This is a genomic window from Neorhizobium puerariae (assembly GCF_042429745.1).
Lineage (GTDB): Bacteria > Pseudomonadota > Alphaproteobacteria > Rhizobiales > Rhizobiaceae > Neorhizobium > Neorhizobium puerariae.
Window position 1 is genome coordinate 1 of sequence record NZ_JBHMAA010000012.1, and the last position, 26,165, is coordinate 26,165.

The following is a 26,165-nucleotide window of genomic DNA, read 5'->3' on the forward strand; positions in this document are numbered from 1 at the left end:
ATACGCTGTGATGCCGCCGTGACAAAACCCAAAGGGTTTTGCACTTGGCGCGGGGTGGAGCAGCCCGGTAGCTCGTCAGGCTCATAACCTGAAGGCCGCAGGTTCAAATCCTGCCCCCGCAACCAAGAAATTCGAATGAAATCAAATAGCTCTGGGTCATCCCGGAGCTATTTTTTTGCCCAAAATCCTCTAGCACAATTCTAGCACAAAACCCGGCGTCGATTTGACCGGTTCTTGTTCCCGTGATTCCCTGTTCCCATATCGAACACGGAAAACAAGCAGGGGGGCCGGTATGGCGAGCCACGAAATCCTCGGGGGAAAGGTCAATGTCTACCGGCGCGGGGGGCTGACGTGGCATTGCTCGGCAACTGTCAAAGGCCGCCAGTTCCGTACCAGTACCAAGGAAACGGGTTTGGAGCAGGCGAAGGTGATTGCCGAAGAATGGTATCTCGGGCTGCGCGGCAAGGCGGCGGCGGCGGGGGATATTGAAGTCGGCCGCCTCGATCCGCTTCTCGCCCGAATCTCCCTTGTAGCGAATCGTAAAGCTGCCGGACCCCCGGTTGCGATCAAGACTGACATCCAAAATAGCGATGCGGGCATGCACCCGCTCACACTGCTTATCTTGCCTTTCGTCAAGAATTTTGATCTTCATGAGTCAGCTGTGGAACAAGGTGGCCGTTCATTGCCCAAAGACTTTCGTTTGGCATTTATCGCGGGACTGGCTTTTGTCCTTTCGCAGGGATTTGCACCAGCGCAGGCGGAAGGGCCGGCCTCTCGAATCTTGCGTGATGGATTCGATGGCGCCGACTTTGCGGAGGCGGGTGGCCTGTATTACCGGGAAAACGACGAGCAAGCCGCGGGCACGGCTGAGTTTCAAAGCGGCGTCAAGCGCAACGGGGCCGGTTCCCTGAAACTGACCGTCCGTTCGCTGTGCCCGATCGAGGATTCCGGCTGCAGCGAGCGTGCGGAAATCTGGGAAAGGACGCCATTACGCGTCCCATACGATACCGCGGTCTGGTATGGTTTCGCGGTCAAGTTTGCGGACCCCATCCCGGCCGATGACCACCGTTATCTGATCGCCCAGTGGAAGAGGGAAATCGGACCGGATGCGCAGGGTGACTTCAGCCCGTATCTGGGCTTCCGGTTCAGTGGCGGCAAACTCTTCGTAACCGTTGAAACGAATTACCATGAGGGACTTTCGAGTTCGCCGCAGAACGGCGCATGTCCCGATGGCGCGGTACCCGCATGGCTCCGGCCGGAAACAAACCAGATCCGCGCACTCGTGGTACGGCCTGACGGCTGGTCGGCGGTCGACGCGGAACGGTTTACAAGCTGTACCGACAAGATCGTGGTCACCAACCGGGGTAACGCCCTGCCGGATGTCGCCTCGGGCTGGATTTACTTCGGTGTTCTCTCCAAGCCAGGGCCGGATGGCACAGGCCATATCGAGATATTTGCCAACGGCAAATGGATCGTATCCGTAAAGGGTGCGATCGGCCATTCCGATGCTGGCCTCGGCGAGAACCAGTATTTCAAATTCGGGCCGTATCGTGACGGCGCTCCCGGTCTCTGGTCGCTATATTATGATGATTTCGTGCGCTCGCCGAATTGCGAGGACGTCCTGGAGCAAAAGGAACAGTGCCGGATGATCGACCCTTGATGGTCTGTAAAATCATCGTCCCTACTTTTTCGACGCTTCCTGAAAATCCCGATCAACGTGATGAGAAAACTCACTGCCTGATGCTGCCGACACTCCTGCGAGCGATCGTATTGATCTCCGTGGAGGGTGCCGGAGCGGGGCGGTGACAAACTGTTCGGCTGTAAACACGCGAAAGAGAACATAGGTGATTAGCCGGCTTCGGTTGATCGGCCTATTCAGTGGGCGTCGATTCTCCGTAGATCGACTTGGATTGACGTGAGGTCCGGCTTCCGTGGAAATGACGATGATTCCGCCTGTCAGGCTCGAAGCTCCGGGGTGGTTCCTGACTATATGCTGCATTGGACGGCTGCGTTTTCTTTCGAGGGCCGGAGCATGTTGCCCGAGGACGGGGCGGTTGCGAAAAGGCAACGGGTTGAAAAACAGGAACTCAAAATATGTTGCATGGAGCGCTCCGCCTGTGAATTCCATTGATGCGGCAGTGAGGCTCGCATACTGTGGCCGGATGGAGGAATTCGGGATGGGCGGCCGGCCACAGGTGCAGGAACGGAGTTTTGTCGCAGATGGTTGAACTGCGCATCAACGCTCCCAACATCTAGAGCTTAATTTTCACATCACTCACCTTTGAATCGTGCGTCCCCAATGAGGGGGTTGATGCACCAGCGATGAAATAATGGACAAGAGCCTCCTTCGTTACATCTGGAATCATACGCGACCGCAGCAGATCTGGATTCTGACGATCGTGCTGTTTTCCATGGTCCCCTATTTCCTATCGCTCGATCTGCCCAAGCAGATCATCAATGGTCCCATTCAGGGGGCAGGGTTCGAGTCTGCCAATTCGACGCAACCCTTTATGGAATTCAACATCTATCTGCCGTTTCTGGGGTCGGTGTATTCCTTTGAGGGCTTCCAGCTTGGGCGAATGCAGTCGCTTGTCGGCTTGAGCGCTGCATTCCTCTCCCTGGTCATCGTGAACAATTTTTTCAAATATTACATCAACACCTACAAGGGGAGGCTTGGCGAACGGCTGCTCCGCCGCATCCGCTATGAGCTTTTCGACAGGGTGCTGCGTTTCCCGCCACGCCGCATAAAGAGCGTCCACGGCGCCGAGATCGCCAGCATGATCAAGGACGAGGTGGAGCCGTTTGGCGGTTTCACGGGCGATGCCTTCGTCCAGCCGGCCATGCTGGGCGGCCAGGCTCTGGCGGCCATGTTGTTCATATTGCTCCAGAGCTTTTGGCTTGGCCTGGTCGCCGCGGTCATGGTGCTCGTGCAGGGGATCGTCATTCCCAAGATGCGCCGCCGCCTGATCGAGCTCGGCCGCCAGCGGCAGATCACCGCGCGGCACCTCGCGGGCAAGGTAAGCGAGGTGGTGGAGGGTATCGGCACCGTTCACGCCTACGATACCTCGAACTACGAGCGTGCGGATGTGGCCAATCGGCTCGGCCAGATCTTCAAGATCCGCTACGACATCTACCAATGGAAGTTCCTGGTCAAATTCCTGAACAACTTCCTTGCGCAGCTGACCCCCTTCTTCTTCTATCTGATCGGCGGTTATTTCGCATTGCGAGGCACCCTGGATGTCGGTCAGCTCGTGGCCGTCATCAACGCCTACAAGGACCTCCCGGGTCCGCTCAAGGAACTGATCGACTGGGATCAGGCCCGCCAGGACGTACAGGTGAAATACGAGCAGGTGCGGGATCATTTCGAATTCGACGACCTCATCGATCCGGCGACCCATGCGCTTTCGCCCGCAGTGCAAGCCTATGATGGCGAGCAGCTCTCCGCGATCAACCTCGTCGTCGAGGACGAAAGCGGCGCCAGGGTGTTGAATGGAACATCGATCCGGTTCGCGCATGGCGAAACCGTCGCCATGGCCGATAACCTCGGCCGCGGTGCCGAGGCTTTGGCGGAGGCTTTCGGCCGGCAGGTCTGGCCCGAGTCAGGCAAGATATGCCTGGGCGACCAGAGCATTCTCGAACTGCCGGAATCGGTGGCGGGAAGGCTGCTTTCCTATGTGTCCGCAGATAGCTATTTCTTCCATGGAAGCCTTAAGGATAACCTTCTCTATGGCCTGAAACATGCGCCTGTGGAGGAAGCCCAGTACGAGGGAGATGCCGCAAGCCAGCGGCGTTGGGAAATCCGCGAAGCGCAATTGGCTTCCAATCCGGATTTCGACGTCCGGGCAGGCTGGATCGATCACCGTACGACCTCGATCAGCAACGGAGACGGGGGAGATATAAAAGGCTCGCTCCTGGCGGCTCTCGATACGGTGCAGCTGACCGAAGACGTGCTGGAATTTGCTTTGCATTCGAGGCTGGACGTGCAGTCCAACCCCCAGCTACTGGCCGATGTCGTCGCGATGCGCCATGCGCTTCATGACGAGATACGCCGCACCGGACGTTCCAGCCTGATCATTCCGTTCGAACCCGATGCTTACAACAAGGAAGCGACAGTGGGCGAGAACCTGCTGTTCGGTAAAACCCTACAGCCGCTCGGCAGGGAAAGTGCCCTGCTTGAAAGCGACCATTTCTATCTCGCGCTGGAGAAGGTGGGGCTTCTCAGGCCGTTTGTGGACACCGGCCTCACCATTGCCCGCAACCTGGTGGAAATCTTCTCCGGCCTGCCGGCGGATCACCCCTTCTTTAATCAGGTGCCGTTCCTGACCGCCGACGATATCGCCTATTACCAGCAGCTCCTGCAGAAGCTGGGGACTCGCCTCTCCGACGTTCTCTCCACGGAAGAACAGCGCGCCCTGGTGCGTCTGACGCTCGAATATATCGAGCCGCGCTACCGCCTTGGCGTTCTGCGCGACGATCTGCGGGAAAAGATCGTCGGTGCACGCGAAATGTTCTTCACGGAATTGCCTGACCATCTCCGAAGCCTGATCGAGCACTATGACGCCGATGCCTATATGTCGTATGCGACCCTCGGGGAGAATGTCCTGTTCGGAAAGATCTCCAATCGCAATGTCGATGCGCCGTCGGAAATTCGAGCCATCGCGGCGAAGGTTTCGCGGGAACGGGGCTTCTATCATCAACTCTTGCGTGTCGGGCTGGACTTCGATATGGGGGCCGGCGGCCGGCGGCTGACGTTGATCCAGCGGCAGAAACTCAACCTGGCGCGTGCGCTGATCCGCCGGTCGGATTTCTATATACTCAACAAGCCGCTGCCCGGCCTGGAAAGGCGCTTGCAGGAGGAGATCGTGACAGATGTCCTGACCTATCTGCGCCAGCAGGAAAATAATCCGACAATCGTATGGGTTCTGTCGAACATTTCCCTCTCCAGGCTGTTTGGGAGAGTGGTTATGTTTGACAATGGCGAGATTGTGGAAGATGGTTTGTACGAGACACTTCGAGAAGAAAGTGGTATATTCAAGGCACTGGTAGCCTGATAGCATCCGATTGGTGGCGGCGATGTTGCTATGTGAGGAAGTGCAGTTACTGAAGAAGTTGCCCTATTTTGCAGATATCGATCCCTGCAAATTGAAACTTCTTGCTTTCGCGTCCGAGCGCGTCAGCTACGAGCCTGGGCAGAAGCTGTTTAAGCAGGGCGACGGCGGCGATTCCGCTTACGTCATCCTCAGCGGTACGGTGGAAACCGTGCTTGAAACGTCCGGCGGGCAAACGAAAATTCGTGAAAACGGCGTTAATTCCGTCGTCGGTGAGATTTGCCTCCTTTGCGAAGGCGAGCGCACCAACACGGCGAAGGCCGTCACGCAGGTCGAGGCCCTGAAGATCAACAAGGATTGCTTCTCGCGGATCATTCACGACAGTCCCGACATGACGATGCGGGTCACCCGCACGCTTGCGGAACGTCTGCGCAACACGACCCGGGAGCTTGATACCGTAAAGGCGCATCAGCCCGCTTAAAGACCTCTTCCGGTGAAAGAGGCTTACGGAAGCTGGCGGTTGTCTTAGGTGCGACTGTAAAAATAATAACGCCCTTCTTCCACTGAAGGCAGTCGCGGGAGCTGGTGAAGATGAGGATGGTCGAGCGGGAGTCCGCTGACCGCGATTCCGCCGTGAGCCAGCATTCCAGCCAGCAATTCCGGCAGCCAGGTGACGATAATCGCATCCTTCTCGGGATAGCCGGTGCCAATATCCGCGTGCGCCAGTGCCGCGCCGGTACCGATGAAGGCGGTTGCCGTTTCTCGGATTTCGCCCATCACGAAATCTTCCGGTCCCGGCAGAACCGTTCGATGTGCGCCGAGATGACGATCGAATGCGACAATCCGCCGCATAGGAAATAATTCCCGGAGATGACTGTAGCTGCGGCCATTGCCCAGGCCGACCTCGAGCACGGCCCCTTCCGCAGGCAGCAGGTCGTTGGCCTGGATATGGTTGAGGATATCGCGTTGCGCGATCATGCGGCTGATGAAAATGTCCAGACGGCTCATTCCTGTCCCTCTTGGCTCGCCCCTTGGGAAGCGCAGCGACGGCATCGTGCTTTCAAGCGGCAACGACATGCATGAAACAACATTCTAAAGCCTGTCGCGTGAATCTCTTTTCACGCGACAGGCTTCAGGCCTTGACGATTGCAGCAGACTCGATCTTGCGGCGTGCGAAGATGTTCCGGGTGTCGATGACGAGCGCCGACCATTCGGCAAGCGCGGTATAGTCCACGATATCATGATCGGTTGCGATGACCACGGCATCGAAGGAACGGATCGTCCGTTCATCCCACTCCACCGATCTCCGGCCGCGAAGGGCCGCATGTTCCCGGGTTGCCGGAATCTCGGCGATGTAGGGATCGTAATACGATACCTTTCCGCCTCGCGCTTCGATCAGTTCGATCAGGCGAAGCGACGGGCTTTCGCGGATGTCCGGAACGTTCTTCTTGTAGGCGAGCCCGATGATCAGGACGTTCGACCGGCTGAGCGCCTTCCCCGACCGGATGTCGAGCGCTTCGGCGAGCCTGCCGACCACATGGCGGGGCATGGCGGTGTTGATCTCGCCGGCAAGCTCGATGAAACGCGTCGGCTGTTCGAATTCGCGTGATTTCCAGGTGAGATAGAACGGATCGATCGGGATGCAATGCCCCCCGAGGCCGGGACCCGGGTAGAAGGGCATGAAGCCGAAGGGTTTTGTCTTCGCGGCCTCGATCACTTCCCAGATATCGATTCCCATCGCGCCGTAAACGAGCTTCAGTTCGTTCACGAGCGCGATGTTGACGGCCCTGAAGATATTCTCGGTAAGCTTCACCGCTTCGGCCGTTGCATTGCTGGAGACAGGCACGACGGCGCTGACGATCGAGCCATAGAAGGCAGCCATCAGCTTGCCGGCGTCGCTGCCATCGCCCGATACCACCTTGGGAATGGTTGCCGTCTGGAAATCCCGATTGCCCGGGTCCTCGCGTTCCGGCGAATAGCCAAGGAAGAAATCCGCGCCGCTCTTCAGGCCCGTTTCTTCCAGAATGGGCTTGACGATCTCATCCGTCGTGCCGGGATAGGTGGTCGATTCCAGGACGATGAGCTGGCCGGGCCGCAGCGTGGCGGCGATGGCGCGCGCGGTCTTCTCGACGAAAGAAAGGTCGGGGTCCCGGTTGGCGGTCAGCGGTGTCGGCACGCAGATCGCAACGATATCGTACGCGCCAAGGCGGTCGAAATCGCACGTTGCGGAAAAGCGTCCGGCATTGCACTCCGCAGCCAGCATGTCGCTCGGAACGGCCTCGATATAGCTGCGGTTTTCCTCGATCGCGACGATCTTGTCCGGATCGATATCGAAGCCCATCACCTTAAAACCGGCGCGGGAGAATGCGATCGCGAGCGGCAGCCCGACATACCCGAGCCCGATCACGCCCGCTTTTGCCGTCTTCGCATCGATAGCGGCGAGGAGCCTGGAAGAATGTGTGGTGTCGAGCATTCGGCATTGGCTCCGCAGCATCGGGGAAAGGCCGACAGTTGAGAGAGAAGTCTCAATGTGTCAAGTGTGACCGAAAGGCCGGTCAGTGACTTAAGTTTGGTCCTGGCCTGATACAAGCCTCCGCCCGCCTCTACACGCATTCGTCATCGCCGCCATGAAAATCGCTTTCTATTCGCCCCTGAAACCTCCCACGCATCCCGTCCCTTCGGGGGATCGTTTGATGGCGCGCCTGCTCATCCAGGCATTGGGCATGGCCGGCCACGATGTCGAGATCGTCTCGGAATTCCGCTCCTTCATGCCGGTTGCCGGCATGTCCGAATTCGCCGGCCGGCAGCAGGCTGCGGAAAGGGAGATCGCGCGACTGGAGGAGGAATGGGCTTCTCGCGGAAAACCTGATCTGTGGTTCTGCTACCATCCCTACTACAAGGCGCCTGATCTGCTTGGTCCCGCTCTCTGCCGGCATTTCGGCCTGCCTTACGTGACCGCCGAGGCTTCCTATTCGTCGCGGCGCAACCAGGGCGCCTGGGCTTCCAGCCAGGCGGAGATGTTGAAGGCGGTCGAAATGGCGGCCGTGAATCTCTGTTTCACCGATCGGGACGAGCGCGGCCTGCGCGCCGCCGCCCCTCGCGCCCGGTTCGAACGCCTGTCGGCATTCATCGATGCGACCGCATTTCTGGCGCGTGAGCCGAAGCCCTGCCCTTTCCGCCTGATCACGGTCGCCATGATGCGAGCGGGAGACAAGCTCAGCAGCTATAAGGCGCTTGCTGAAGGACTTGGCCTTCTCCGCGAGCGGCCCTGGATGCTGGACGTGGTCGGAGACGGTCCGGGGCGAGAGGAGGTGGAAATGGCCTTCCGGCAGATCGCGCCGGATCGGGTTCGCTGGCATGGGGTCAAAAACCCCGACGAAATTGCGGACCTCCTTTCGGCCGCTTCACTCTATGTCTGGCCCGGCCATGGCGAGGCCTATGGTCTCGCCTATCTGGAAGCCCAGGCGGCGGGGTTGCCGGTCGTGGCCGAGGAGGTCGCGGGCGTTCCGGAAGTCGTGGTCCATGGACGCACCGGCCTGCTGACCCCTCCCGGCGATGTGGGGGCCTATGCATCGGCGATCGACCGTCTGCTGCGTTCGGAACAGGAAAGGCAGGCGATGGCGACCGAGGCACGTCGGTTCGCGGGCAGCGAACGGTCGATCGAACGAGCCGTCTCCCGACTGCAGGATATTCTCACGAGATATATCGGAACTTCCTCATGACCAGCGATCTTCTTGCCCGGGCTCTTGACCACGCCGCCGAACGCGGCCGGCCGATCACATTCTGGCTGCGGGACGACGATGCCGTCGAGCCGACCGATTCGCTTGACCGGTTGCTCGGGCTTGCGGCCGACAACGACATTCCCGTCACGCTCGCGGTGATCCCGGCGGATGCCGGAGAGCGCCTCGCGCAAAGACTTGAGGATGCGCCGCAGGCGACCGTGGCGGTCCATGGCTGGAGCCATCGGAACCATGCCCCCGGCGGGGAGAGGAAACAGGAGCTCGGGTTGCACCGGGGTTCCGCCGTGGTTCTCGCGGAGATCGGGGAGGGCCGGGAACGCTTGAGGCGGTTGTTCGGAGAGCGCGCCTTTCCCATGCTCGTGCCGCCCTGGAACCGCATCCACGAGGATCTGCTGCCGGCATTGCCGCCTCTCGGCATCCAGGCGCTTTCGATCTTCGGGAGGGAAAACAGGGACATCCCGCTCCCTCTCCTGAATACCCATGTCGACATCATCGATTGGCGCGGCGCCAGAAATGGCCGGCCGGCGGACGTCCTGTTTGCGGAAATCCTCCTGAGGATGGAGGCGTTGACGGCGCATCCTCTCGATACGGTCGGCATCCTGAGCCACCATCTGGTGCATGACGCAGCCGCATGGTCCTTTCTGGAAGCCCTGTTCCGGTTGACCCGGGAGCATCCGGGATGCCGGTGGATGCGAAGCGAAAGGATACTCGGCGCCTGACTCCTACTTCGATGCGCCGCACTTGCCTGCCGCCTACCAGGGCTTCCAGGCGATCAGCAGGCCAGATGCGGTGCTTTCGGCCTTCGACGCCAGGTGTTTCAGGTTGTCCGGGGCTGCGGTGGCGGGAGCGCTTGCGGCGACGAAATCGGCAGGTGCGAGATTTATCGCCGTCGCGCGGGCGGCGACGGTGAAAAGCAGCGGCCCCGTCGTCCACCAGGCCGGGGCGCCCGGCAGCTCGGCATGGATATCCGGCATTGCCCCGACCATTTTCGCAAATATGGGATGGGCAGGCGGTGCGGCGATGAAGGAATTCGCCAGAAGGGTGGTTCCGGCACCCGTATTGCGCGGAATATTCTCGGCGAAGGCGCCGAGCCCCGTCAGCGGCAGCACGTCGTGAAAGCTCGCATCGCGCCGGGCCGGGAACCAATCGCAGTCGAGATAGATGCCGCCGGCCTGGCCGAGGATCAGGTAGCGCGCGACATCCACGGCGCCCGGATAGTCGCCGGCGTCCAGCATCGCGTTGAAGACTGCATTCTCATAGACGCCGGCGGCGCGGAGATCGTCTTCCTGCCACAGACGATGCCGGTAGCCGTGGGCGTCGGCATGCGCCTTCCATGCTTCTATCGTCACCGGCGCGGGTTTCGTCCCGATCCAGATCTGATGGATCACGCGCGGAACCGGCGCGGTCATTGCCGCGGCCATCCTGCGGCGTTCATCGGCGTTGAAAGCGACATGTCGCGCGATGGTCCCGGGTGGCGGTACGAGATGATATTGATAGGCGATCTTCCGGATCAGGTCGGCTTCGGATTTCGCAAGCTTCAGCAGGGTGGACTGGAGGCGTCTCGGCAGTCCCAGCGAGGTCCTTGAGCCGAGGACCGCTCCGATCGCGGCCGCTTCATCCATCATCGGTTCGAGGATCGCCCGCGCCTCGTCAAAACGCTTGTTCCCGATCAGATTCTCGGCAGCGCGCAGAACGTTTTTGTATCTTTCGCTCGTTTTCATCAAAGACCCTGAAAATCATGGATATACGGAATGGACGATGTCCGTTCTTATGCGCTACGATGCTTGCCGTACCCCGTCAACCGTACGCCGCTGCCGTGCTCCCATGAGGCCATGTCCATAGTTTCGCCTTCGTTCGATGAACCGGTCAGCCGGAGAGCCTATGCCTTCTTCAGGGAAGTGCGGTGCGGCGGCCGATCCTTTTCCAGGCGAGAAACCCTGACATCGGTTCGAGTGACGAAAAGGCGGGCGGCATGACATCCGCTCCCGACCTCCTGAGAATTGAGAACCTCTCAGTCAGTTTTCCGATTTATGGAGGTCGGATCGACGCGGTCAAGAACCTCAGCATGCGGATTCGTCCTGGCAAGGTCACGGCGCTCGTGGGTGAGTCCGGTTCCGGCAAGTCGGTCATCGGCCGGACCATCGTGGGAATAGAAAGCCCCGTCGCTTCGATCGGGGGGCGGATACTTTTCAACGATCCGGCGTTCGGCGGCGGGCCGATCGATCTCCTCGGCCTGCCACGCGACGGGCGCCAGATCCGCCATATCCGCGGAAACCGTATCGGCATGATCTTTCAGGAGCCGATGACGTCCTTCTCGCCGCTCCATACGGTCGGCAACCAGATCGAGGAAGCATTGCGCATCCATGACGTTTCGTCCGTCAGGGATCAGCATGAGCGGATCGACGAGATGCTTTCCGTCGTCGGCTTCAAGGACCCGGCGAAAGTGCGCCGGATGTATCCTTTCGAATTGTCCGGGGGGATGCGGCAGCGCGCCATGATCGCCTCCGCCTTGATCTGTCGCCCGGCCCTGCTGATCGCCGACGAACCCACGACGGCTCTGGATGTTACGATCCAGGCGCAGATACTGAAGCTGCTGCGCGACCTGCAGGATCGTTTCCAGATGGCGATGCTGCTGATCACCCACGATCTTGGCATCGTCACCAATCTCGCGGACGAGGTCGTGGTCGCCTATCGCGGCGAGATCATGGAAGCGGGAACCGTCGATGACATATTCCGCCGTCCGGTCCATCCTTATCCGAAGGGCCTGATGGCCGCCGTCCCGCATTTCGACATGCCGCCCGGCGAGCGCCTGAAGCCCTTGCGGGAGATCCGGATCGACAGCTCGGAACTGCTCGGCAAGCGCAAGGAGCAGAGGGCGTCCTCCGGCCCCGGGATCATCCTGTCCGTGCGTCAGGTCAGCAAATCCTTCACCACCAGGAATTCCGGGTTTTTCGGGGCGGGCGGCCATGCGCGCACTTTGGCCGTGAACGATGTGAGTTTCGACATTCGTCGGGGGGAAAGCCTTGGCCTTGTCGGGGAAAGCGGTTGCGGCAAGACGACGCTCAGCAAGATCCTGATGCGCGGCCTGAGCGCCGATCAGGGCACGGTAACCTTCAATACCGAGGGCCGTTCCTTCGATGTGCTGACGGCGAAGGGAAACGATCTCGAAGTGCTGCGGCAGAAGATCCAGATGGTTTTTCAGGACCCGATCTCGTCGCTGTCGCCGCGCATGACCGTCCGGAGCATCATTGGCGAAGGGCTCGAAATCCACGATCGCGGTAGCCGGAGCGACAGGCTGGCCGCGGTGCGCCGGCTCGTCCACACCATGGGGCTCGATGACGGCGCGCTTACGCGTTATCCCCACAGCTTCTCCGGCGGTCAGCGCCAGCGCATCGGCATCGCGAGGGCGCTGGCGCTCGGTCCCGAACTCCTGATCTGCGACGAGCCGGTCTCCGCCCTCGACGTTTCGGTCCAGGCCCAGATTCTCAATCTGCTGAAGGATCTCAAGAAGGATCTCGGCCTCACCTACCTTTTCATTTCGCACAATCTTGCGGTGGTGAACTACATGGCCGACCGGGTGGCGGTCATGTATGCGGGGCGTATCGTCGAGATCGGCCCCTGCGAGGTGATCCTGAGGGACCCGATTCATCCCTATACGCGCAAACTCATAGCGGCCATTCCCGTGCCCGATCTCGATCATCCGCTCGACTTCTCCTCCCTCGGCATCAGGAAGACGGCTGGCTTCCACGGCTGGGGAAGGCAGTTCGACGACGAGGAGGATGGACAGGGACTGGCCCATGCCGATCTCGGCAACGGGCACCTTGTCCTGGCGCGCCGCAACGTGGACGCACGCGAGCTTCGATCATGATGAACCGGCGCAACCTTCTCGCCCTGTTGGCGTCGACCGCCCTTGCGGCGCGGTTCGGTTCGCCTGCAGGTGCGGCGCCGTCTCCCTCCGCCTCCGAAACGCCCGGAAGCCTCCCGGACAAGCCACGGCTTGTCGATCTCGCCGCCATGGGCCGCAAGCCCGGCCGGCGCGGCGGGACCGTCCGCATGTTGATCGGCGGGCAGCGCGATATCCGGCTGATGCCCATCTACGGGTATGCGAGGCTGATCGGCTACGACGAGCAACTCAACCTGCAGCCCGATATTCTGGAAAGTTTCGAGACGGTCGAGGATCGCGCTTTCACCTTCCATATCCGGCCGGGGCATCGCTGGTCCGACGGCAGCGAGTTCACGACCGAGGACTTCCGGTTCTGCTGGGAGGATATCTACAACAATCGCGAACTGCATCGCGGCGGCATTCCGACCGATCTGCGGGTCGACAACAAGGCGCCGACCTTCGAGATCCTCGACAAATGGACGGTGCGTTTCACCTGGCATGCGCCGAACCCGGATTTCCTCGCGCAGCTTGCAGCCCCTTCGCCGCTGAAGCTGGCCATGCCGGCCGCCTATCTCAAGCAGTTCCACGCCCGGTACCAGGATGCGGAGACGCTCGCCAAGCTGTGCAAGAAATACCGTGTCGAGACCTGGAGCGACCTGCAGCTCAAGATGTCGCGCACCAATCGCCCTGAAAATCCCGATCTGCCGACGCTCGATCCGTGGTGCAACACGACCGAGCCGCCCGCATCGCAGTTCGTATTCGCGCGCAACCCGTATTTCCACCGGGTCGATGAGAATGGCGTCCAGCTTCCCTATCTCGACCGCGTGCTGCTGAACACCAGTTCGTCGGACATCATCGCTGCGAAAGCGGGGGCCGGTGAAAGCGACCTGCAGCTCATGAATATCGATTTTGCCGATTACACCTTCCTGAAAAGCGCCGAGGACCGCTTTCCCATCAAGGTCGACCTCTGGAAGCGCACTCAGGGATCGCGCATCGCGCTGCTGCCCAACCTCAACTGCAACGACGAGGTCTGGCGATCGCTTATGAGGGATGTGAGGGTGCGGCGCGCACTGTCCCTGTCGGTCGACCGAACGGAAATCAACAAGGCTGTCTTTTACGGGCTGGCCCGCGAAAGCGCCAATTCGGTGCTGCCGGAAAGCCCGCTCTTCAAGCCGGAATATGCCGCGGCCTGGGCGGCCCACGATCCCGCCGAGGCAAACAGGCTTCTCGACGAAGCGGGGCTGACGAGAAACGCGCACGGAACGCGTTTCCTGCCGGATGGGCGGCCTGCCACGCTCATCGTCGAGACCGCCGGGGAGAACAATTTCGAAAGCGACGTGCTCGAACTGGTCTCCGACCATTGGGCCAAGATCGGCGTCAGGCTGTTCCCGCGCGTCTCGCAGCGCGAAATCCTTCGCAAACGTATCATCGGCGGCGAAACCGTCATGTCGGTTTTCCAGGGGCTGGACAATGGCGTGCCCACCGCGGAGATGTCCCCCAAGGAGCTGGCGCCGACCTCCAACGATCAGCAGCAATGGCCGGTCTGGGGGCTCCACTATCTTTCCGGCGGCGGCGACGGACATGCCCCGGACATGCCGGAGGCAATCGAGCTGGTCGACCTCATGCGGGCATGGCGTCGTGCGTCGACCTTCGGCGAACGGGAGGAGATCTGGCACAGGATGCTGCAGATATTCACGCAGCAGGTCTTCACGATCGGCATCGTCAACGCCGCCCTTCAACCTGTCGTCCGGTCGTCCCGCCTGCGCAACATGCCCGACAAGGGTCTCTTCGGCTTCGATCCCACATCCTATATCGGGGTCTACATGCCCGACACTTTCTGGCTGGAGGAGAAGGCCTGATGATCCGCTACATCCTCTGGCGGATCGCGGTGATGATCCCGACGCTCATCCTCATCTCGATGCTCATTTTCACCATCATCGAGTTGCCGCCCGGTGATTATTTCGAAAGTTACGTCGCTGAAATGCGGGCGATCGGCGAAACCGCCGACATGCAGGAAATCGAGGACCTGCGGGCGCGCTACGGCTTCGACAAACCTGCGCCGATCCGTTACCTCCATTGGGCGGCCGGCATGCTGGTCGGCGATTTCGGCTATTCGTTCGAGTACCGCATGCCGGTCAGCGATGTCGTCGGCGACCGGCTGTGGCTGACCATCCTGGTCTCGACGGTGACGATCGCGCTCACCTGGCTGATCGCCTTTCCGATCGGCATCTATTCGGCGACCCATCAATACAGCTGGGGCGACTACGGGCTGACGTTCCTCGGGCTTATCGGCCTCGCCATCCCCAATTTCGTGCTGGCGCTGGTCCTGATGTATTTCGCCAACATCTGGTTCGGTACGTCGATCGGCCACCTGATGGACCCGCAATATCTTGCGCAGCCGATGAGCTGGGACAAGTTCCGCTCCATCCTGGAACACCTGTGGATTCCGGTCATCATCATCGGCACGGCAGGCACCGCCGGCATGGTGCGCCGCCTGAGAGCCAACCTGCTGGACGAATTGCGCAAGCAATATGTGATGACCGCCCGGGCGAAGGGCCTCCATCCTTTCCGCGTGCTGGTGAAATATCCGCTGCGCATGTCGCTCAACTTCTTCATCTCGGATATCGGTTCCATCCTGCCGACGATCATTTCCGGCGCGGAGATCACCGCCGTTGTCCTGTCGCTGGAGACCACCGGCCCGCTGCTGATCAAAGCGCTCCAGAGTCAGGACATGTATCTCGCCGGCTCGTTCCTGATGTTCCTTGCCTTCCTGACGGTCATCGGCGTGCTGATCTCCGATATCGCGCTTGCGCTTTTCGACCCGAGAATCCGTCTCAGGGGTGGGAGCATGAAATGACATCATCGCTGCCGCCGGATGGCGCCCCTCTCCTGCACTATGTCTCGCCGGCGCCGTTCGATCCCTATGCGGACGACCATGCCAAGGACGGGAAGAAGGTTTTCAAGCGCGCATCGCAATTCCAGCTGATGTTCTGGCGGTTTCGCCGCCACAGGCTCGCCGTCGTGTCGGGGATCGTACTGCTCCTCGCCTATATTTCCATCCTGTTCGTCGAATTCCTGGCGCCTTACAATCTCCACACCCGCAACATGGACAACATCTACGCGCCGCCTCAGCTGGTGCGGTTGTTCCACGAAGGCAAGTTCGCCGGTCCCTTCGTCTACGGCCATCAGATGACGCTGGATATGAAGACGTTGCGGCGTGTCTACACGGACGACACGAGCAGCGTGCAGCCGTTGCGCTTCTTCTGCCGCGGCGATGCCTACCGTTTCTGGGGGCTTGTCGAGAGCGACCTCCATCTGGTCTGCCCCTCGCAGAAAGGGAACGTCTTCCTGCTCGGCACGGACCGTCTCGGCCGCGACGTCTTTTCAAGAATTCTCTACGGCGCGCGCATATCCCTGACGATAGGCCTTCTCGGCATCATCACCAGCTTCATGCTCGGCATCGTCATCGGCGGGCTTGCCGGCTATTACGGCGGCGTGGTCGATCTCGTCGTCCAGCGGGTGATCGAGGTCCTGCAGTCCATTCCCAGCATTCCCCTCTGGCTGGCGCTGGCGGCCATCATGCCGGCCGACTGGAGTCCCCTCGTCATCTACCTCGGCATCACGTTCATCCTGGGCCTCCTCGACTGGACGGGCCTTGCACGCGCGGTCCGCTCGAAGCTGCTGGCCTTGCGAGAGGAGGATTACGTGCTGGCCGCCCAGCTGATGGGAGCCGGGCACTGGCGCATCATCGGTCGTCACCTGGTGCCCGGTTTCATGTCGCACCTGATCGCCAGCGCGACATTGACCATTCCCGGCATGATCCTCGGGGAGACGACCCTGAGCTTCCTGGGGCTCGGCCTGCGCCCGCCGATCACGAGCTGGGGCGTGCTGCTGACGGAGGCCCGCACGATCAACGTGCTGGCGCTTTATCCCTGGCTCCTGTTTCCGGTCGTGCCGGTGATCGTCATCATTCTCGCGTTCAACTTCCTGGGAGATGGATTGCGCGATGCAGCCGATCCTTATCAGTAGCTTGCAATATCCGGCCGTGCGGACTACTGATCCGGCTGTACGGCGCTGCTGCTTCCACCATCCCGCAGGCGTATCGACATCCGGAAAACGTTCAACGTGGCAATGCAGCGAAAACTGGTCGTCCTGCTGAAGGGGTATCCCCGGCTTTCCGAAACGTTCATCGCCCAGGAGCTGCTCGGGCTGGAGCGCGCCGGTTTCGAACTCGTCCTCGTTTCCATGCGTCGGCCGACCGACAAGAAGCGTCATCCCATTCATGACGAGATCCGTGCGCCGGTGCATTACCTGCCCGAATATCTGCACGAAGAACCGTTCCGCGTCCTGCGGTCGCTTGTCCTGGGATTTGCGAAGCCGGGCTTCGGAGCCGCCGTCAAGGATTTTCTGCGGGACCTTCGCCGCGATTTCACGCGCAATCGCGTCCGCCGTTTCGGCCAAGCCGCGGTCCTCGCCGTGGAGTGGCCTGAAAAGGCCGACTGGCTTCATGTCCATTTCATCCACACGCCAGCGGCGGTCGGGCGTTATGCGAGCCGGATCATCGGCCTGCCGTGGAGCATTTCGGCGCATGCCAAGGACATATGGACGACCAAGGAATGGGAGCTGCGCGAAAAGCTCGCCGATGCCCGATGGACGGTGACCTGTACCCGGGCCGGCTTCGAACATCTCAGCGATCTCTCGGCGCATGACAGGGGGGCGGTGCATCTGAGCTATCACGGGCTCGATCTCGATCGCTTTCCGCCTTTTGGAGCAGAACGGCCATTGCGGGATGGCTCGGATTCCATCGGTCCGGTCACCATCCTGAGCGTCGGCCGGGCCGTCGACAAGAAGGGCTTCGACGTGTTGCTCAACGCGCTTGCGCTGTTGCCCGCCGATCTCCACTGGCGTTTCGAGCATATCGGAGGCGGCGACGAGCTGAGGAAACTCAAGGCCCTTGCGGCCAAACTCGGCATGGACGATCGCATCCGCTGGCATGGCGCCCTGGCCCAGCAGGAAATCCTCGCACACTACCGCCGAGCCGATCTTTTTGCGCTGGCCTGCCGGGTAAGCGACAATGGCGATCGCGACGGCCTGCCCAACGTCCTCGTTGAGGCCGCCAGCCAGAAGCTCGCGTGCGTCTCGACATCGATCTCGGGCATTCCCGAAATGTTTACCGATGGCGTGAACGGTTATCTCGCCGCGCCGGGAGATCCCGCGGCTTTCGCGCAGGCGCTGGAAAGGGCCATTCGCGATCCGGCCCGCCGGCAGGCGATCGGTGCGGCCGCGGAGGCGAAAGTCCGCGGTGAGTTCGACCATCGCCAGAGCATCCGGCAGCTCGAAGCGTTGCTTGCCAGACCATCCGACGCGCTTTCTTCCTGAGGACCGTGTGCCATGGCTTCTCCGAAGGTTCTTTTCTACGTCCAGCATCTCCTCGGCATCGGCCATCTTGCCCGCGCGAGCCGGATTGCCGCAGCGCTCGTTGCCGAAGGCTTTTCAGTCACCATGGTGACGGGCGGCCTGCCGCTCGACGGCTTTCCGGCCAAGGGCATCGATCACGTCCAGCTCGAACCTGCGGTGACGGCCGGCGACGGTTTCTCCAGACTGAAGGATGCCGCAGGCAACCCTGTGGATGCCGCCGCCGAAGCCCGTCGCCGGGAACAGCTTCTTGCCGTGTTCCGGGCGCGACAGCCGGATATCGTCATCATAGAGGCCTTTCCTTTCGGCCGGCGGCAGGTTCGTTTCGAGCTCGTTCCGTTGCTAGAGGAGATCGGCCGCAGCAGACCGCGCCCTCTGGTCTTCACCTCGGTCCGCGATATTCTGCAGGAAAACCGCAAGCCAGGCCGCGACGAGGAGACGGTGGCGCTCGTCAAGAGCCATTTCGATGGGGTTCTGGTCCACGGAGACCCGAATTTCGTGCGGCTGGAAGAGACGTTTCCGCTTGCCGGGGAGATTGCGGACAAGGTCTCCTATACCGGCCTTGTCGCACCGCCTGCGCCGGAATGGCGCGAGGCGGAATTTGAGGTCATCGTTTCCGCCGGCGGCGGCGCCGTTGGCGCAAGGCTGATCGAGGCGGCAATCGCCGCCTATCCCGGATTGCCGCCGCTCGGGCGCTGGTGCGTCATCACCGGCCCCAATCTGGATCAGGCCGAAATGGACCGGCTCACCCGGATGGCGCCGCCGGAAATCGAGATCCTCCGCTTCCGGAAGGATTTCCCAGGCCTTCTCGGGCAGGCGCGGCTTTCGCTTTCACAAGCGGGATACAATACGGTTTGCGATATCCTGCGCGCCCGTTGCCGGGCCGTGCTGATCCCGTTCGCAGCCGGCGGGGAGACCGAGCAGACGACGCGGGCCGAAAAGCTGCAGGCGCTTTCCCTTGCCGTTTCGGTGGACGAGGCGACGCTTTCGCCGGAAGCCCTGGTCGAGGCCATTCCGGCCGCACTTGTGCTCGATCCGGAAAAGGAGGTCCCGCTGCGGCTCGATGGCGCGCATCGGACGGCGCTCATTCTTCGGGACTTCCTTGAAGCGCGCGCCCTGCCGGCGTCGCCGTAGCGACCTGCCGGCCGGCCGGTCAGGACGGCAGACCGCCCTGGACGACCGAAAGGTGGTCGCCATGCCCGCGGCCGAGCCATTTCCTGACGATCTCGCAGATGTTCGACAACCCGTCCAGGCGCATATGCGGCGCCGTCTGCGAAGGTGCCTCGCGCTTCAGGAGGTCCTTGAGCGCCTGGGCCAGGCGCGGCCCGTTCACCGACTCGTCGGGATGCAGCATGTCCACCAGACCCAGTTCATGGGCTCTGCGCGCGCGTATCAGCTGTTCTTCCCGAGGGCTGATGCGCGGAATGATCAGCGCCGGCTTGTCGAAGGAGAGAATCTCGCAATAGGTGTTGTAACCGCCCATCGCGACGACGGCCTTGGCGCCGGCGATCAGATCTTCCATCCGGTTGTCGAATTCGATGATCTCAAGGGCCGGAATCCGGGCGCCGGCCTGTGTCAGATGCTGGCGCTGCTCGGCAGGCATATAAGGCCCGAGGACGATAAGAGCCCGCTGGGTAAGCGTGGAATCGCTCTCATAGGCATTGATCACATCGCGGATAAGGTCACTGCCGTCGCCGCCGCCGCCCGTCGTGACGAGGATGTAGTCGTCGCGATGGTGGCTTCCGCTCCGCGATTCCGATGCATGCCGTTGCAGGAAGCCCACGAAATTCATCTTCGCCCGAAGCGACTGCGGGACGTCGAGCCCGGCGAGCGGATCGTAGAAGTCGGGCGGACCGTAGACCCATATGTCGTCGTAGAGCTGGTCGGCCTTGCGGATGATGTCGTTGCGTTCCCATTCGGATTTCAGGAGATGCGGCGCGTCCATGACCTCGCGCAGGCCGAGCACCAGGGTCGTGCCCCTGGTCTTCAGATAGACCAGCGTATCCTCCACCTCGCGCCGCATGCCCATCGGCTCCTTGTCGACGATGAAGATGTCCGGCTCGAAGGTTTCCGCCGTGTGACGGATGATGGCCTGCCGCATCGTCAGCGTGTCCTGAAGGTCGATGTGGTGGTTCATCGACGTGTATTCGCCGTTTCGCAGCTTGATGACGCTGGGAATTTTGACGAAGTCCACGCGCGTCCGATAGTCGAAGGCACCGGCGATGGTCGCGCCGGAAATGATCAGCACCTGAAGCCCGCCGAAGGCGTTCACCAGCGAATGCGCGATCGTCCGACAGCGCCGCAGATGACCGAGGCCAAACGTATCGTGGCTGTACATCAAGATCCGCGCGTTTTGCGAAAGAGGTGGCATCAGTGAATTTCCCGGGACGGCGGCTTGGATATCTGGGTTTTGGGGGCGAGATTGATGCCTTGAGAGATCATCTTTGGAACTAGGCGTCAAATGAATAGTCCGAAAGCTACAATTCCTCCATCCCGAGGGAAGGGAAGGATTATCGGCGGGCTCCGGACATTAGGACTGCCATATGTGCTGCGTCTTGTGAAGCTGTACTGGCGCATAGAGGCCATGGGAGGAGATTTTGCGGTCGAAAAGTCCAAGTTTCGACCTTCCGGCGCGCAATGATCCGGCCCGGAAAAGCCTCACCGACCTGTGAATATGACTTGGCATGGGGTCTCGGGAGATGCCGAAAAGCATCGGCACCCTCGGCTGATATCCGCTCCGGTTTCAGGCAATGGAAAGGATGCTCCCAGGCTGATCAGTTCAGGAGATATGCGGCTCCGTGCCGGGATCTTGGAAAATCTAGTGCTGGCGACCGCTGGGAGTTGCCACAGGCTGGGCGGGATCGGAAACCCGTTCGATCAGCAAGGTCTTGTAGCGGCTTAGGCTTCCCTGCAGATGCGCCTGCATGGCTTCACGCGCGTCCGCGGGCCTGCCCGCGAAGATGGCGTTGACGATCAGGCCGTGCTCTTCCTGCAGGTGGCGGTTCGGCGGCAGCGCATCGGCATGGCTGCCGCCCTGCTGGAGATCCCGGCTCATGATGATCCCGGGCTTGATGAGCCGGAGCAGTTCGGGAAAACGACGGTTCTGGGTGGCTTCGGCGATCGCCATGTGAAGGGCGAAATCGGCTTCGCGGGTCGAGAGGCCCTTTTCGAGATTGATGCCGACCTTGCGATGCAGTTCGAGAATGGTTTCCAGTTGCGCCGGGGAACGGCGCGAGGCCGCGAGCGCCGCAGCCTCGGTTTCGCATGCGGCGCGCAATTCCAGAAGTTCGATGACCGAGGAGATCCTCTCCAGCGACAAGCCGCTGAAGGGTTGCCCGCGCTGTTCGGCGTCGACGACAAAAACGCCGACGCCACGGCGTGCTTCCAGCATCCCTTCCGAACGGAGGATGGCGACGGCTTCGCGAATGACCGCGCGGCTGACGGAATGAAGCCGGGTCAGCTCGTTCTCGCTCGGCAGTTTGTCGCCGGGCTTGACCGTTCCGCGTTCGATGTCGCGGCGCAAGGCCGTGACGATCTGCATGACGAGTGAATGGCCGACGAGGTCGACCAGGTCGTTATCGTCCTCCTGCCCGATCAGATCCCTCATCTGGTTCCTCCCCCTGTTTGCCTGCCAAGCTGACTGCGTGGCGACCTTGTCATACTGCACGTTACTATCCGATGCCGATCCAAATATCGAGAGCTTTGTTTCGCAAGGTGTCTGTCGGGCGATCCTTGACCGTTCTCCGCATTTTTAAGCCATTTTCTCTTGTTTCCCGGTATTGACGCATTTCTGTTCGTGGAATAGCGTTGTCATATAACGGCGGCGATGTAGTCTGATGTCTAGGCCCTGCAGTCTGATTTGTTATGCGGATGACACGCTCGCAGTTTGCGCCGCCAAGTGAGTGAGGAAGAATGAAGATCATCGACGCCAGCGTGCGGACCTTCTGGTACACGACGCATGAGGAACTCGACAGCGACGGGCACGCCCATCCCGGGCCGGCGCGCCGGGTGAAAAAGTCCCTGCTGACTCTGACCTGCGAGGACGGGACCGCCGGCCATGCGTTCGGCAGTCCCGAGCAGCTGCGGCCGCATTTGCTCGATCGCTTCATCCGGCCTGTCGTGCTCAACCAGGATGCGCTCGCGCGGGAACTGCTGTGGCAGGATCTGGCTCACTGGCAGCGCGGCAGCGGCGGCCAGCTCAGCGACCGGACCCTTGCCATCGTCGACTGCGCCCTTTGGGATCTGGCGGGGCATCTGCTCCGCGCCCCGGTCTACAAGATCATCGGCTCCTACCGGGACAAGGTGCCTGCCTACGGCTCGATCATGTGCGGCGACGAGCTGGAAGGAGGTCTTGCGACGCCGGAGGACTACGGCCGCTTTGCGGAAAAACTGGTCGCGCGCGGTTATCAGGCCATCAAGCTTCATACCTGGATGCCGCCGGTGAGCTGGTCGCCCGATATCGAGATGGACCTGAAGGCCTGCGCGGCCGTTCGCGAGGCCGTCGGGCCAAGGGTGCCGTTGATGCTGGACGCCTATCACTGGTACTCGCGGGAGGAGGCCTACGAGCTCGGCAAGGGGCTCGAAGCCCTCAACTTCACCTGGATCGAGGAGGTGATGGACGAGCAATCCATGTCGTCCTATGCGTGGCTTGCCTCCGAATTGAAGATCCCGGTCATCGGGCCGGAATCCATGGGCGGCAAGTACAAGCACCGTGCCGAGTGGATCAAGGCGGGAGCCTGCGACATTCTTCGCACCGGCGTGGAGGATGTCGGGGGCATCACTCCGGCGCTCAAGACCATGCATCTGGCCGAGAGCTTCGGCATGAATTGCGAAGTGCACGGCCACGGAGCGGAGAACCTCGCGATCTCGGCCGTCAGCAAGAACTGCCGCTGGTACGAGCGTGGCCTGCTGCACCCGTTCCTCGATTACGATGCGTGCCCCGAATATCTGAATTCCATCCCCGACCCGATGGACCGCGAGGGCTTCGTCCGGCTCTCGCAGGCGCCAGGCCTCGGGGAGGATATCAACTTCGACTACATCGACGCCAACTTGGCGGAATAGCTCGCCCCATCGGGCTTGCATCCGGCGCGGGGGAGGTCTGCTGCGCCTGACATCAACGGGAGGTAATATGAAACGACGCAGCCTGCTTGCCGGCGCCACCTGCGCCATGATCGCATTCACGTCCATGCACGAGGTGTCGCGGGCTGGAACGCCAGCCAACCAGCTCGTGATCGGCTTCTCGATGTCGAACGTGCTGACCCTTGATCCCGCCGGATCGTCGAGCAAGGAGAGGGTCCAGATCCTCGCCAATCTCTATGACGGGCTGGTGGGGATCGATCCGGTCCAGCGGGCCAAGGTGGTCCCCGCCCTCGCGGAAAGCTGGGAAGTCGCTCCCGACCGCCGCTCCATCCGTTTTCATCTGCGGCCCAACCTGCGTTTCGCCTCGGGAAATGCGGTCACTGCGGATGACGTCGTATGGTCGCTTGAGCGCGTCCTGAGGCTCAATCAGGCGCAGGCGACGAACCTGAGGTTGCGCGGCTATACCGCCGAAAACGCGGCGGAGAGCTTTCGCGCCATTGACGGGAAGACCGTCGAGATCGCCATCCTGCAGCCGATCGATCCGCAGATCATCCTGATGACGCTCGCCATGGCCGGAACGGGAAGCGTGATCGACAAAAAGGAAGTCCTCGGTCACGAGAAAGCGGGCGACCTGGGGGCGGCGTGGCTCACCACGAATTCCGCCGGTACCGGTGCCTTCACCATGCAATCCCTGCGGCCCAATGAGATGGCGATATTGGCCCGAAACGATAATTACTGGGGTCCGGCACCGGCCATGGCCCGTGTCCTGATGCGGCATATTCCGGAGGCGCAGAGCCAGCGTCTGCTGATCGAGAAGGGCGATCTCGACATCGCCTATTCGCTAGGCGCCGCGGATCTCAAGTCGCTGGAAGGCAACAGGGAGATCAAGGTTACGACATCGACCGGCAACGGGCTTTATTATCTGGCGATGTCCCTGAAAAACGAGCATCTGGCGAAAGCCAAAGTTCGCGAAGCCATTCTGAAGCTCATCGACTATGACGGCCTGAACAGGACGGTGATGCCTTATTACGGCGTCAAGCATCTCAGCCCGGTACAGATCGGCCTCGCGCAGCAGCCTTTCGAACCGAAGCTCCGGATGGATGCGACGGCAGCCAAAGCGCTGCTTGCGGAGGCGGGATATCCCGACGGCCTGGATTTGACGATCCGCACCCTGTCCGAACCGCCGTTCGACAACCTGGCGGTGGCGCTTCAGAGCATGCTGGCTCAGGGCGGCATCCGGGCAAAAATTCTGACCGGCAGCGGCGAGCAGGTCTACGGCCCGATGCGGGAGCGGAATTTCGAGCTGGTCGTCGGACGGAGCGGAGGCCAGATCTCCCATCCGGACGGCGACATGCGCAGCCTCGCCTACAATCCGGACAACAGGGACGAGGCGAAGCTGACGGGGCTCCAGGGCTGGCGCGTTTCCTTCAAGGACGACAATCTGAACCGGAAGATCGACGCCGCGTTACGTGAGGCCGATCCTGCGGCGCAGGCAAGGCTCTACAACGAGATCGAGCAGCTTTACGCGGACGGCATCCCCGCCATCCAGCCGATTTCCCAGGTCACGGACTCGGTCGCCCAGCGGGCGGATATCGAGGGTTTCCAGATCAGTCCGGTCTGGCAGACGAAGCTGGAGACCGTCCGGAAAAAACGCTGAGAGACGTCCGCCCCGGCGAAGACGCAAACCGCCCTGATGCCGAACGGGATCAGGGCGAGGGCCTTGCAAATCCTGCCAGCGAGGCATAACCGCGGACGACGTCCCGGCGCTCCTCGTATGAGGCCACGGCGTCGATATCGTCGAACCCTTCGGGTGCGCGGGCCTCGATCATGTCGATGACGCCTTCCGGGCCGCCACGGCGATTGGCGAGCACGATTTCGGAAGTCGCCGGCCTGCGTTCGGTGTCGTAGGCGAGAAGCGCGGCTTCGATTCCGCCGGCTTTTTCCAGATGCGCGGCGATGCACCTTGCATCGAGAATGGCCTGGCTCGCGCCGTTGGAGCCCACCGGATACATGGGGTGGGCCGCATCGCCGAGCAGCGTTACCCGCCCGAACGACCAGCGGGGCAGGGGATCGCGGTCGCAGTTGGGATATTCGTAGAAACCGCCCGTCGCCGTGATGATCGCCGCCGGATCGACGAAATCCAGATGGAAGCGGTCCCGCACGAAAGGCAGCACGTCCTCGAGAATGCCGGACCGGCTCCAGTCCTCGCGCCGCAGGGGCTGGCTGCCCGCCTCCGCGGTTTTCGCCATGATCGCCCAGTTCGTCAGGCGCGTTCCGGGCTGTCCGGGGTTCACTTCGATCGGATAATAGACGAACTTTGCAAAATTGCCGCCGGCGATCACCATCGTGCGGCCGTCCCGCCAGATCGGCCATTCGGTCGCCCCGCGCCACAACATGATGCCGCTCCAGATCGGCTGCCCTTCGTCGGGATAAAGCTGCGTCCGCACGGCGGAATGGATGCCGTCGGCCCCGATCAGGAGGTCTCCCCGGGCCTCGCGGATTCCGCCTTGTTCCAAGAGGCGAACCTTGACGCCGTCATCCGTCTGTTCGAAGCCCTCCACCCGGCAGCCGGTTCTGATCGCGCCGGGGCCGAGCCGGGCGACCACCGCCTTGTGGATCAATCCAAGCAACCTGCCGCGATGGATGCTGATCTGCGGCACGTCATGGCCGGCATCCAGCCCTCGCAATTCCTGCCATACGGTCTGTCCGAAGCGGTTCGTATAGATGAGTTCGCGCGTGCGGATACCCGTTTCATCGAGGTCCGCCATCAGCCCCAGACCGGCAAGCTGGCCGACTGCATGAGGCAGCATGTTGATGCCCACCCCGAGTTCGCGCAGGTCATTGGCACGCTCGAATATCTCGACGTCGATGCCCGCCCGATGCAGAAAGAGCGCGGTCGTCAATCCTCCGATGCCGGCGCCTGCGATCAATGCTTTCATCGCTAGCTATCCTCCCTGTTGCTGGCCGGAACGTCTCCCTTAAGGCGGCCACGTCTCTCAG

At 61.4% G+C, this 26,165-nt stretch carries 19 protein-coding genes and 1 tRNA gene; 14 read left to right on the forward strand and 6 right to left on the reverse strand.

The window, feature by feature from the left end:
- Window positions 1-48 precede the first annotated feature (48 nt).
- From ACFFP0_RS10565 to ACFFP0_RS10580, 4 genes are all read left to right on the forward strand, one after another.
- A tRNA-Met gene (locus tag ACFFP0_RS10565) sits at window positions 49-125 on the forward strand.
- Between the two features lie 557 nt (window positions 126-682).
- Complete coding sequence (locus ACFFP0_RS10570) at window positions 683-1,660, forward strand: polysaccharide lyase family 20 protein (protein WP_377260245.1); 978 nt, start codon at window positions 683-685, stop codon at window positions 1,658-1,660.
- A 670-nt stretch (window positions 1,661-2,330) separates the two neighbouring features.
- Window positions 2,331-5,051, forward strand: coding sequence for an ABC transporter transmembrane domain-containing protein (locus ACFFP0_RS10575; RefSeq protein ID WP_377260151.1), 2,721 nt, complete (start codon window positions 2,331-2,333; stop codon window positions 5,049-5,051).
- 22 nt (window positions 5,052-5,073) lie between these two features.
- Window positions 5,074-5,529, forward strand: coding sequence for a cyclic nucleotide-binding domain-containing protein (locus tag ACFFP0_RS10580; protein WP_377260247.1), 456 nt, complete (start codon window positions 5,074-5,076; stop codon window positions 5,527-5,529).
- A gap of 44 nt (window positions 5,530-5,573) precedes the next feature.
- Here ACFFP0_RS10580 and ACFFP0_RS10585 read toward each other — a convergent pair whose 3' ends face one another.
- On the reverse strand, window positions 5,574-6,056 hold the full coding sequence (locus ACFFP0_RS10585; protein WP_377260153.1) for a class I SAM-dependent methyltransferase: 483 nt from the start codon (window positions 6,054-6,056) through the stop codon (window positions 5,574-5,576).
- 124 nt (window positions 6,057-6,180) lie between these two features.
- A complete protein-coding gene (locus ACFFP0_RS10590; protein ID WP_377260155.1) occupies window positions 6,181-7,521 on the reverse strand; it encodes a nucleotide sugar dehydrogenase in 1,341 nt (446 codons plus the stop codon).
- Between the two features lie 154 nt (window positions 7,522-7,675).
- Between ACFFP0_RS10590 and ACFFP0_RS10595 the strand changes: the two genes are divergently transcribed.
- Together ACFFP0_RS10595 and ACFFP0_RS10600 are read left to right on the forward strand one after the other, a co-directional pair.
- A complete protein-coding gene (locus ACFFP0_RS10595; protein WP_377260157.1) occupies window positions 7,676-8,770 on the forward strand; it encodes a glycosyltransferase family 4 protein in 1,095 nt (364 codons plus the stop codon).
- On the forward strand, window positions 8,767-9,507 hold the full coding sequence (locus ACFFP0_RS10600) for a polysaccharide deacetylase family protein (RefSeq protein ID WP_377260159.1): 741 nt from the start codon (window positions 8,767-8,769) through the stop codon (window positions 9,505-9,507). Before ACFFP0_RS10595 ends, ACFFP0_RS10600 begins: the two co-directional genes overlap by 4 nt.
- A 33-nt stretch (window positions 9,508-9,540) precedes the next feature.
- Here ACFFP0_RS10600 and ACFFP0_RS10605 read toward each other — a convergent pair whose 3' ends face one another.
- Window positions 9,541-10,509, reverse strand: a complete 969-nt coding sequence (locus ACFFP0_RS10605) for a glycosyltransferase family 32 protein (protein WP_377260161.1) — start codon at window positions 10,507-10,509, stop codon at window positions 9,541-9,543.
- A gap of 251 nt (window positions 10,510-10,760) precedes the next feature.
- Between ACFFP0_RS10605 and ACFFP0_RS10610 the strand changes: the two genes are divergently transcribed.
- The 6 genes from ACFFP0_RS10610 to ACFFP0_RS10635 all read left to right on the forward strand — a co-directional run bounded on the left by ACFFP0_RS10610 (window position 10,761) and on the right by ACFFP0_RS10635 (window position 19,220).
- On the forward strand, window positions 10,761-12,656 hold the full coding sequence (locus tag ACFFP0_RS10610; RefSeq protein WP_377260163.1) for a dipeptide ABC transporter ATP-binding protein: 1,896 nt from the start codon (window positions 10,761-10,763) through the stop codon (window positions 12,654-12,656).
- Window positions 12,653-14,530 carry an ABC transporter substrate-binding protein gene (locus tag ACFFP0_RS10615; RefSeq protein ID WP_377260165.1) on the forward strand — a complete coding sequence of 626 codons (1,878 nt, stop codon included), beginning with the start codon at window positions 12,653-12,655 and terminating at the stop codon, window positions 14,528-14,530. The genes ACFFP0_RS10610 and ACFFP0_RS10615 overlap by 4 nt, the downstream gene beginning before the upstream one ends.
- Window positions 14,530-15,528, forward strand: a complete 999-nt coding sequence (locus ACFFP0_RS10620) for an ABC transporter permease (RefSeq protein ID WP_377260167.1) — start codon at window positions 14,530-14,532, stop codon at window positions 15,526-15,528. Before ACFFP0_RS10615 ends, ACFFP0_RS10620 begins: the two co-directional genes overlap by 1 nt.
- Complete coding sequence (locus tag ACFFP0_RS10625) at window positions 15,525-16,700, forward strand: ABC transporter permease (protein WP_377260169.1); 1,176 nt, start codon at window positions 15,525-15,527, stop codon at window positions 16,698-16,700. The genes ACFFP0_RS10620 and ACFFP0_RS10625 overlap by 4 nt, the downstream gene beginning before the upstream one ends.
- A 102-nt stretch (window positions 16,701-16,802) precedes the next feature.
- A complete protein-coding gene (locus ACFFP0_RS10630; RefSeq protein WP_377260249.1) occupies window positions 16,803-18,050 on the forward strand; it encodes a glycosyltransferase family 4 protein in 1,248 nt (415 codons plus the stop codon).
- A 12-nt stretch (window positions 18,051-18,062) separates the two neighbouring features.
- Window positions 18,063-19,220: a glycosyltransferase family protein gene (locus ACFFP0_RS10635; protein ID WP_377260171.1), complete on the forward strand. Its 1,158-nt coding sequence runs from the start codon at window positions 18,063-18,065 to the stop codon at window positions 19,218-19,220.
- Window positions 19,221-19,239: 19 nt separating this feature from the next.
- On the opposite strand, the gene ACFFP0_RS10640 is transcribed toward ACFFP0_RS10635, so the two are convergent.
- Window positions 19,240-20,457, reverse strand: a complete 1,218-nt coding sequence (locus tag ACFFP0_RS10640) for a glycosyltransferase family protein (protein WP_377260173.1) — start codon at window positions 20,455-20,457, stop codon at window positions 19,240-19,242.
- Between the two features lie 447 nt (window positions 20,458-20,904).
- Window positions 20,905-21,693 carry a FadR/GntR family transcriptional regulator gene (locus ACFFP0_RS10645; RefSeq protein WP_377260175.1) on the reverse strand — a complete coding sequence of 263 codons (789 nt, stop codon included), beginning with the start codon at window positions 21,691-21,693 and terminating at the stop codon, window positions 20,905-20,907.
- A 305-nt stretch (window positions 21,694-21,998) separates the two neighbouring features.
- Between ACFFP0_RS10645 and ACFFP0_RS10650 the strand changes: the two genes are divergently transcribed.
- Together ACFFP0_RS10650 and ACFFP0_RS10655 are read left to right on the forward strand one after the other, a co-directional pair.
- Window positions 21,999-23,147: a mandelate racemase family protein gene (locus ACFFP0_RS10650; RefSeq protein WP_377260177.1), complete on the forward strand. Its 1,149-nt coding sequence runs from the start codon at window positions 21,999-22,001 to the stop codon at window positions 23,145-23,147.
- A gap of 67 nt (window positions 23,148-23,214) precedes the next feature.
- Complete coding sequence (locus tag ACFFP0_RS10655; protein ID WP_377260179.1) at window positions 23,215-24,822, forward strand: ABC transporter substrate-binding protein; 1,608 nt, start codon at window positions 23,215-23,217, stop codon at window positions 24,820-24,822.
- 49 nt (window positions 24,823-24,871) lie between these two features.
- Here ACFFP0_RS10655 and ACFFP0_RS10660 read toward each other — a convergent pair whose 3' ends face one another.
- The gene (locus tag ACFFP0_RS10660; protein WP_377260181.1) at window positions 24,872-26,104 is read right to left on the reverse strand and encodes a flavin-dependent oxidoreductase; all 1,233 of its coding nucleotides are present in this window, start codon (window positions 26,102-26,104) and stop codon (window positions 24,872-24,874) included.
- Window positions 26,105-26,165 lie beyond the last annotated feature (61 nt).

Bases quoted from the DNA above. Each gene is read 5' to 3' on its own strand.
- ACFFP0_RS10585 (WP_377260153.1), bottom strand. From the start codon at position 6,056: ATGAGCCGTCTGGACATTTTCATCAGCCGCATGATCGCGCAACGCGAT.
- ACFFP0_RS10635 (WP_377260171.1), top strand. From the start codon at position 18,063: ATGGCTTCTCCGAAGGTTCTTTTCTACGTCCAGCATCTCCTCGGCATC.
- ACFFP0_RS10660 (WP_377260181.1), bottom strand. From the start codon at position 26,104: ATGAAAGCATTGATCGCAGGCGCCGGCATCGGAGGATTGACGACCGCG.
- ACFFP0_RS10590 (WP_377260155.1), bottom strand. From the start codon at position 7,521: ATGCTCGACACCACACATTCTTCCAGGCTCCTCGCCGCTATCGATGCG.
- ACFFP0_RS10595 (WP_377260157.1), top strand. From the start codon at position 7,676: ATGAAAATCGCTTTCTATTCGCCCCTGAAACCTCCCACGCATCCCGTC.
- ACFFP0_RS10655 (WP_377260179.1), top strand. From the start codon at position 23,215: ATGAAACGACGCAGCCTGCTTGCCGGCGCCACCTGCGCCATGATCGCA.
- ACFFP0_RS10615 (WP_377260165.1), top strand. From the start codon at position 12,653: ATGATGAACCGGCGCAACCTTCTCGCCCTGTTGGCGTCGACCGCCCTT.
- ACFFP0_RS10580 (WP_377260247.1), top strand. From the start codon at position 5,074: ATGTTGCTATGTGAGGAAGTGCAGTTACTGAAGAAGTTGCCCTATTTT.
- ACFFP0_RS10630 (WP_377260249.1), top strand. From the start codon at position 16,803: ATGCAGCGAAAACTGGTCGTCCTGCTGAAGGGGTATCCCCGGCTTTCC.
- ACFFP0_RS10575 (WP_377260151.1), top strand. From the start codon at position 2,331: ATGGACAAGAGCCTCCTTCGTTACATCTGGAATCATACGCGACCGCAG.
- ACFFP0_RS10620 (WP_377260167.1), top strand. From the start codon at position 14,530: ATGATCCGCTACATCCTCTGGCGGATCGCGGTGATGATCCCGACGCTC.
- ACFFP0_RS10650 (WP_377260177.1), top strand. From the start codon at position 21,999: ATGAAGATCATCGACGCCAGCGTGCGGACCTTCTGGTACACGACGCAT.
- ACFFP0_RS10640 (WP_377260173.1), bottom strand. From the start codon at position 20,457: ATGCCACCTCTTTCGCAAAACGCGCGGATCTTGATGTACAGCCACGAT.
- ACFFP0_RS10625 (WP_377260169.1), top strand. From the start codon at position 15,525: ATGACATCATCGCTGCCGCCGGATGGCGCCCCTCTCCTGCACTATGTC.
- ACFFP0_RS10610 (WP_377260163.1), top strand. From the start codon at position 10,761: ATGACATCCGCTCCCGACCTCCTGAGAATTGAGAACCTCTCAGTCAGT.
- ACFFP0_RS10600 (WP_377260159.1), top strand. From the start codon at position 8,767: ATGACCAGCGATCTTCTTGCCCGGGCTCTTGACCACGCCGCCGAACGC.
- ACFFP0_RS10605 (WP_377260161.1), bottom strand. From the start codon at position 10,509: ATGAAAACGAGCGAAAGATACAAAAACGTTCTGCGCGCTGCCGAGAAT.
- ACFFP0_RS10645 (WP_377260175.1), bottom strand. From the start codon at position 21,693: ATGAGGGATCTGATCGGGCAGGAGGACGATAACGACCTGGTCGACCTC.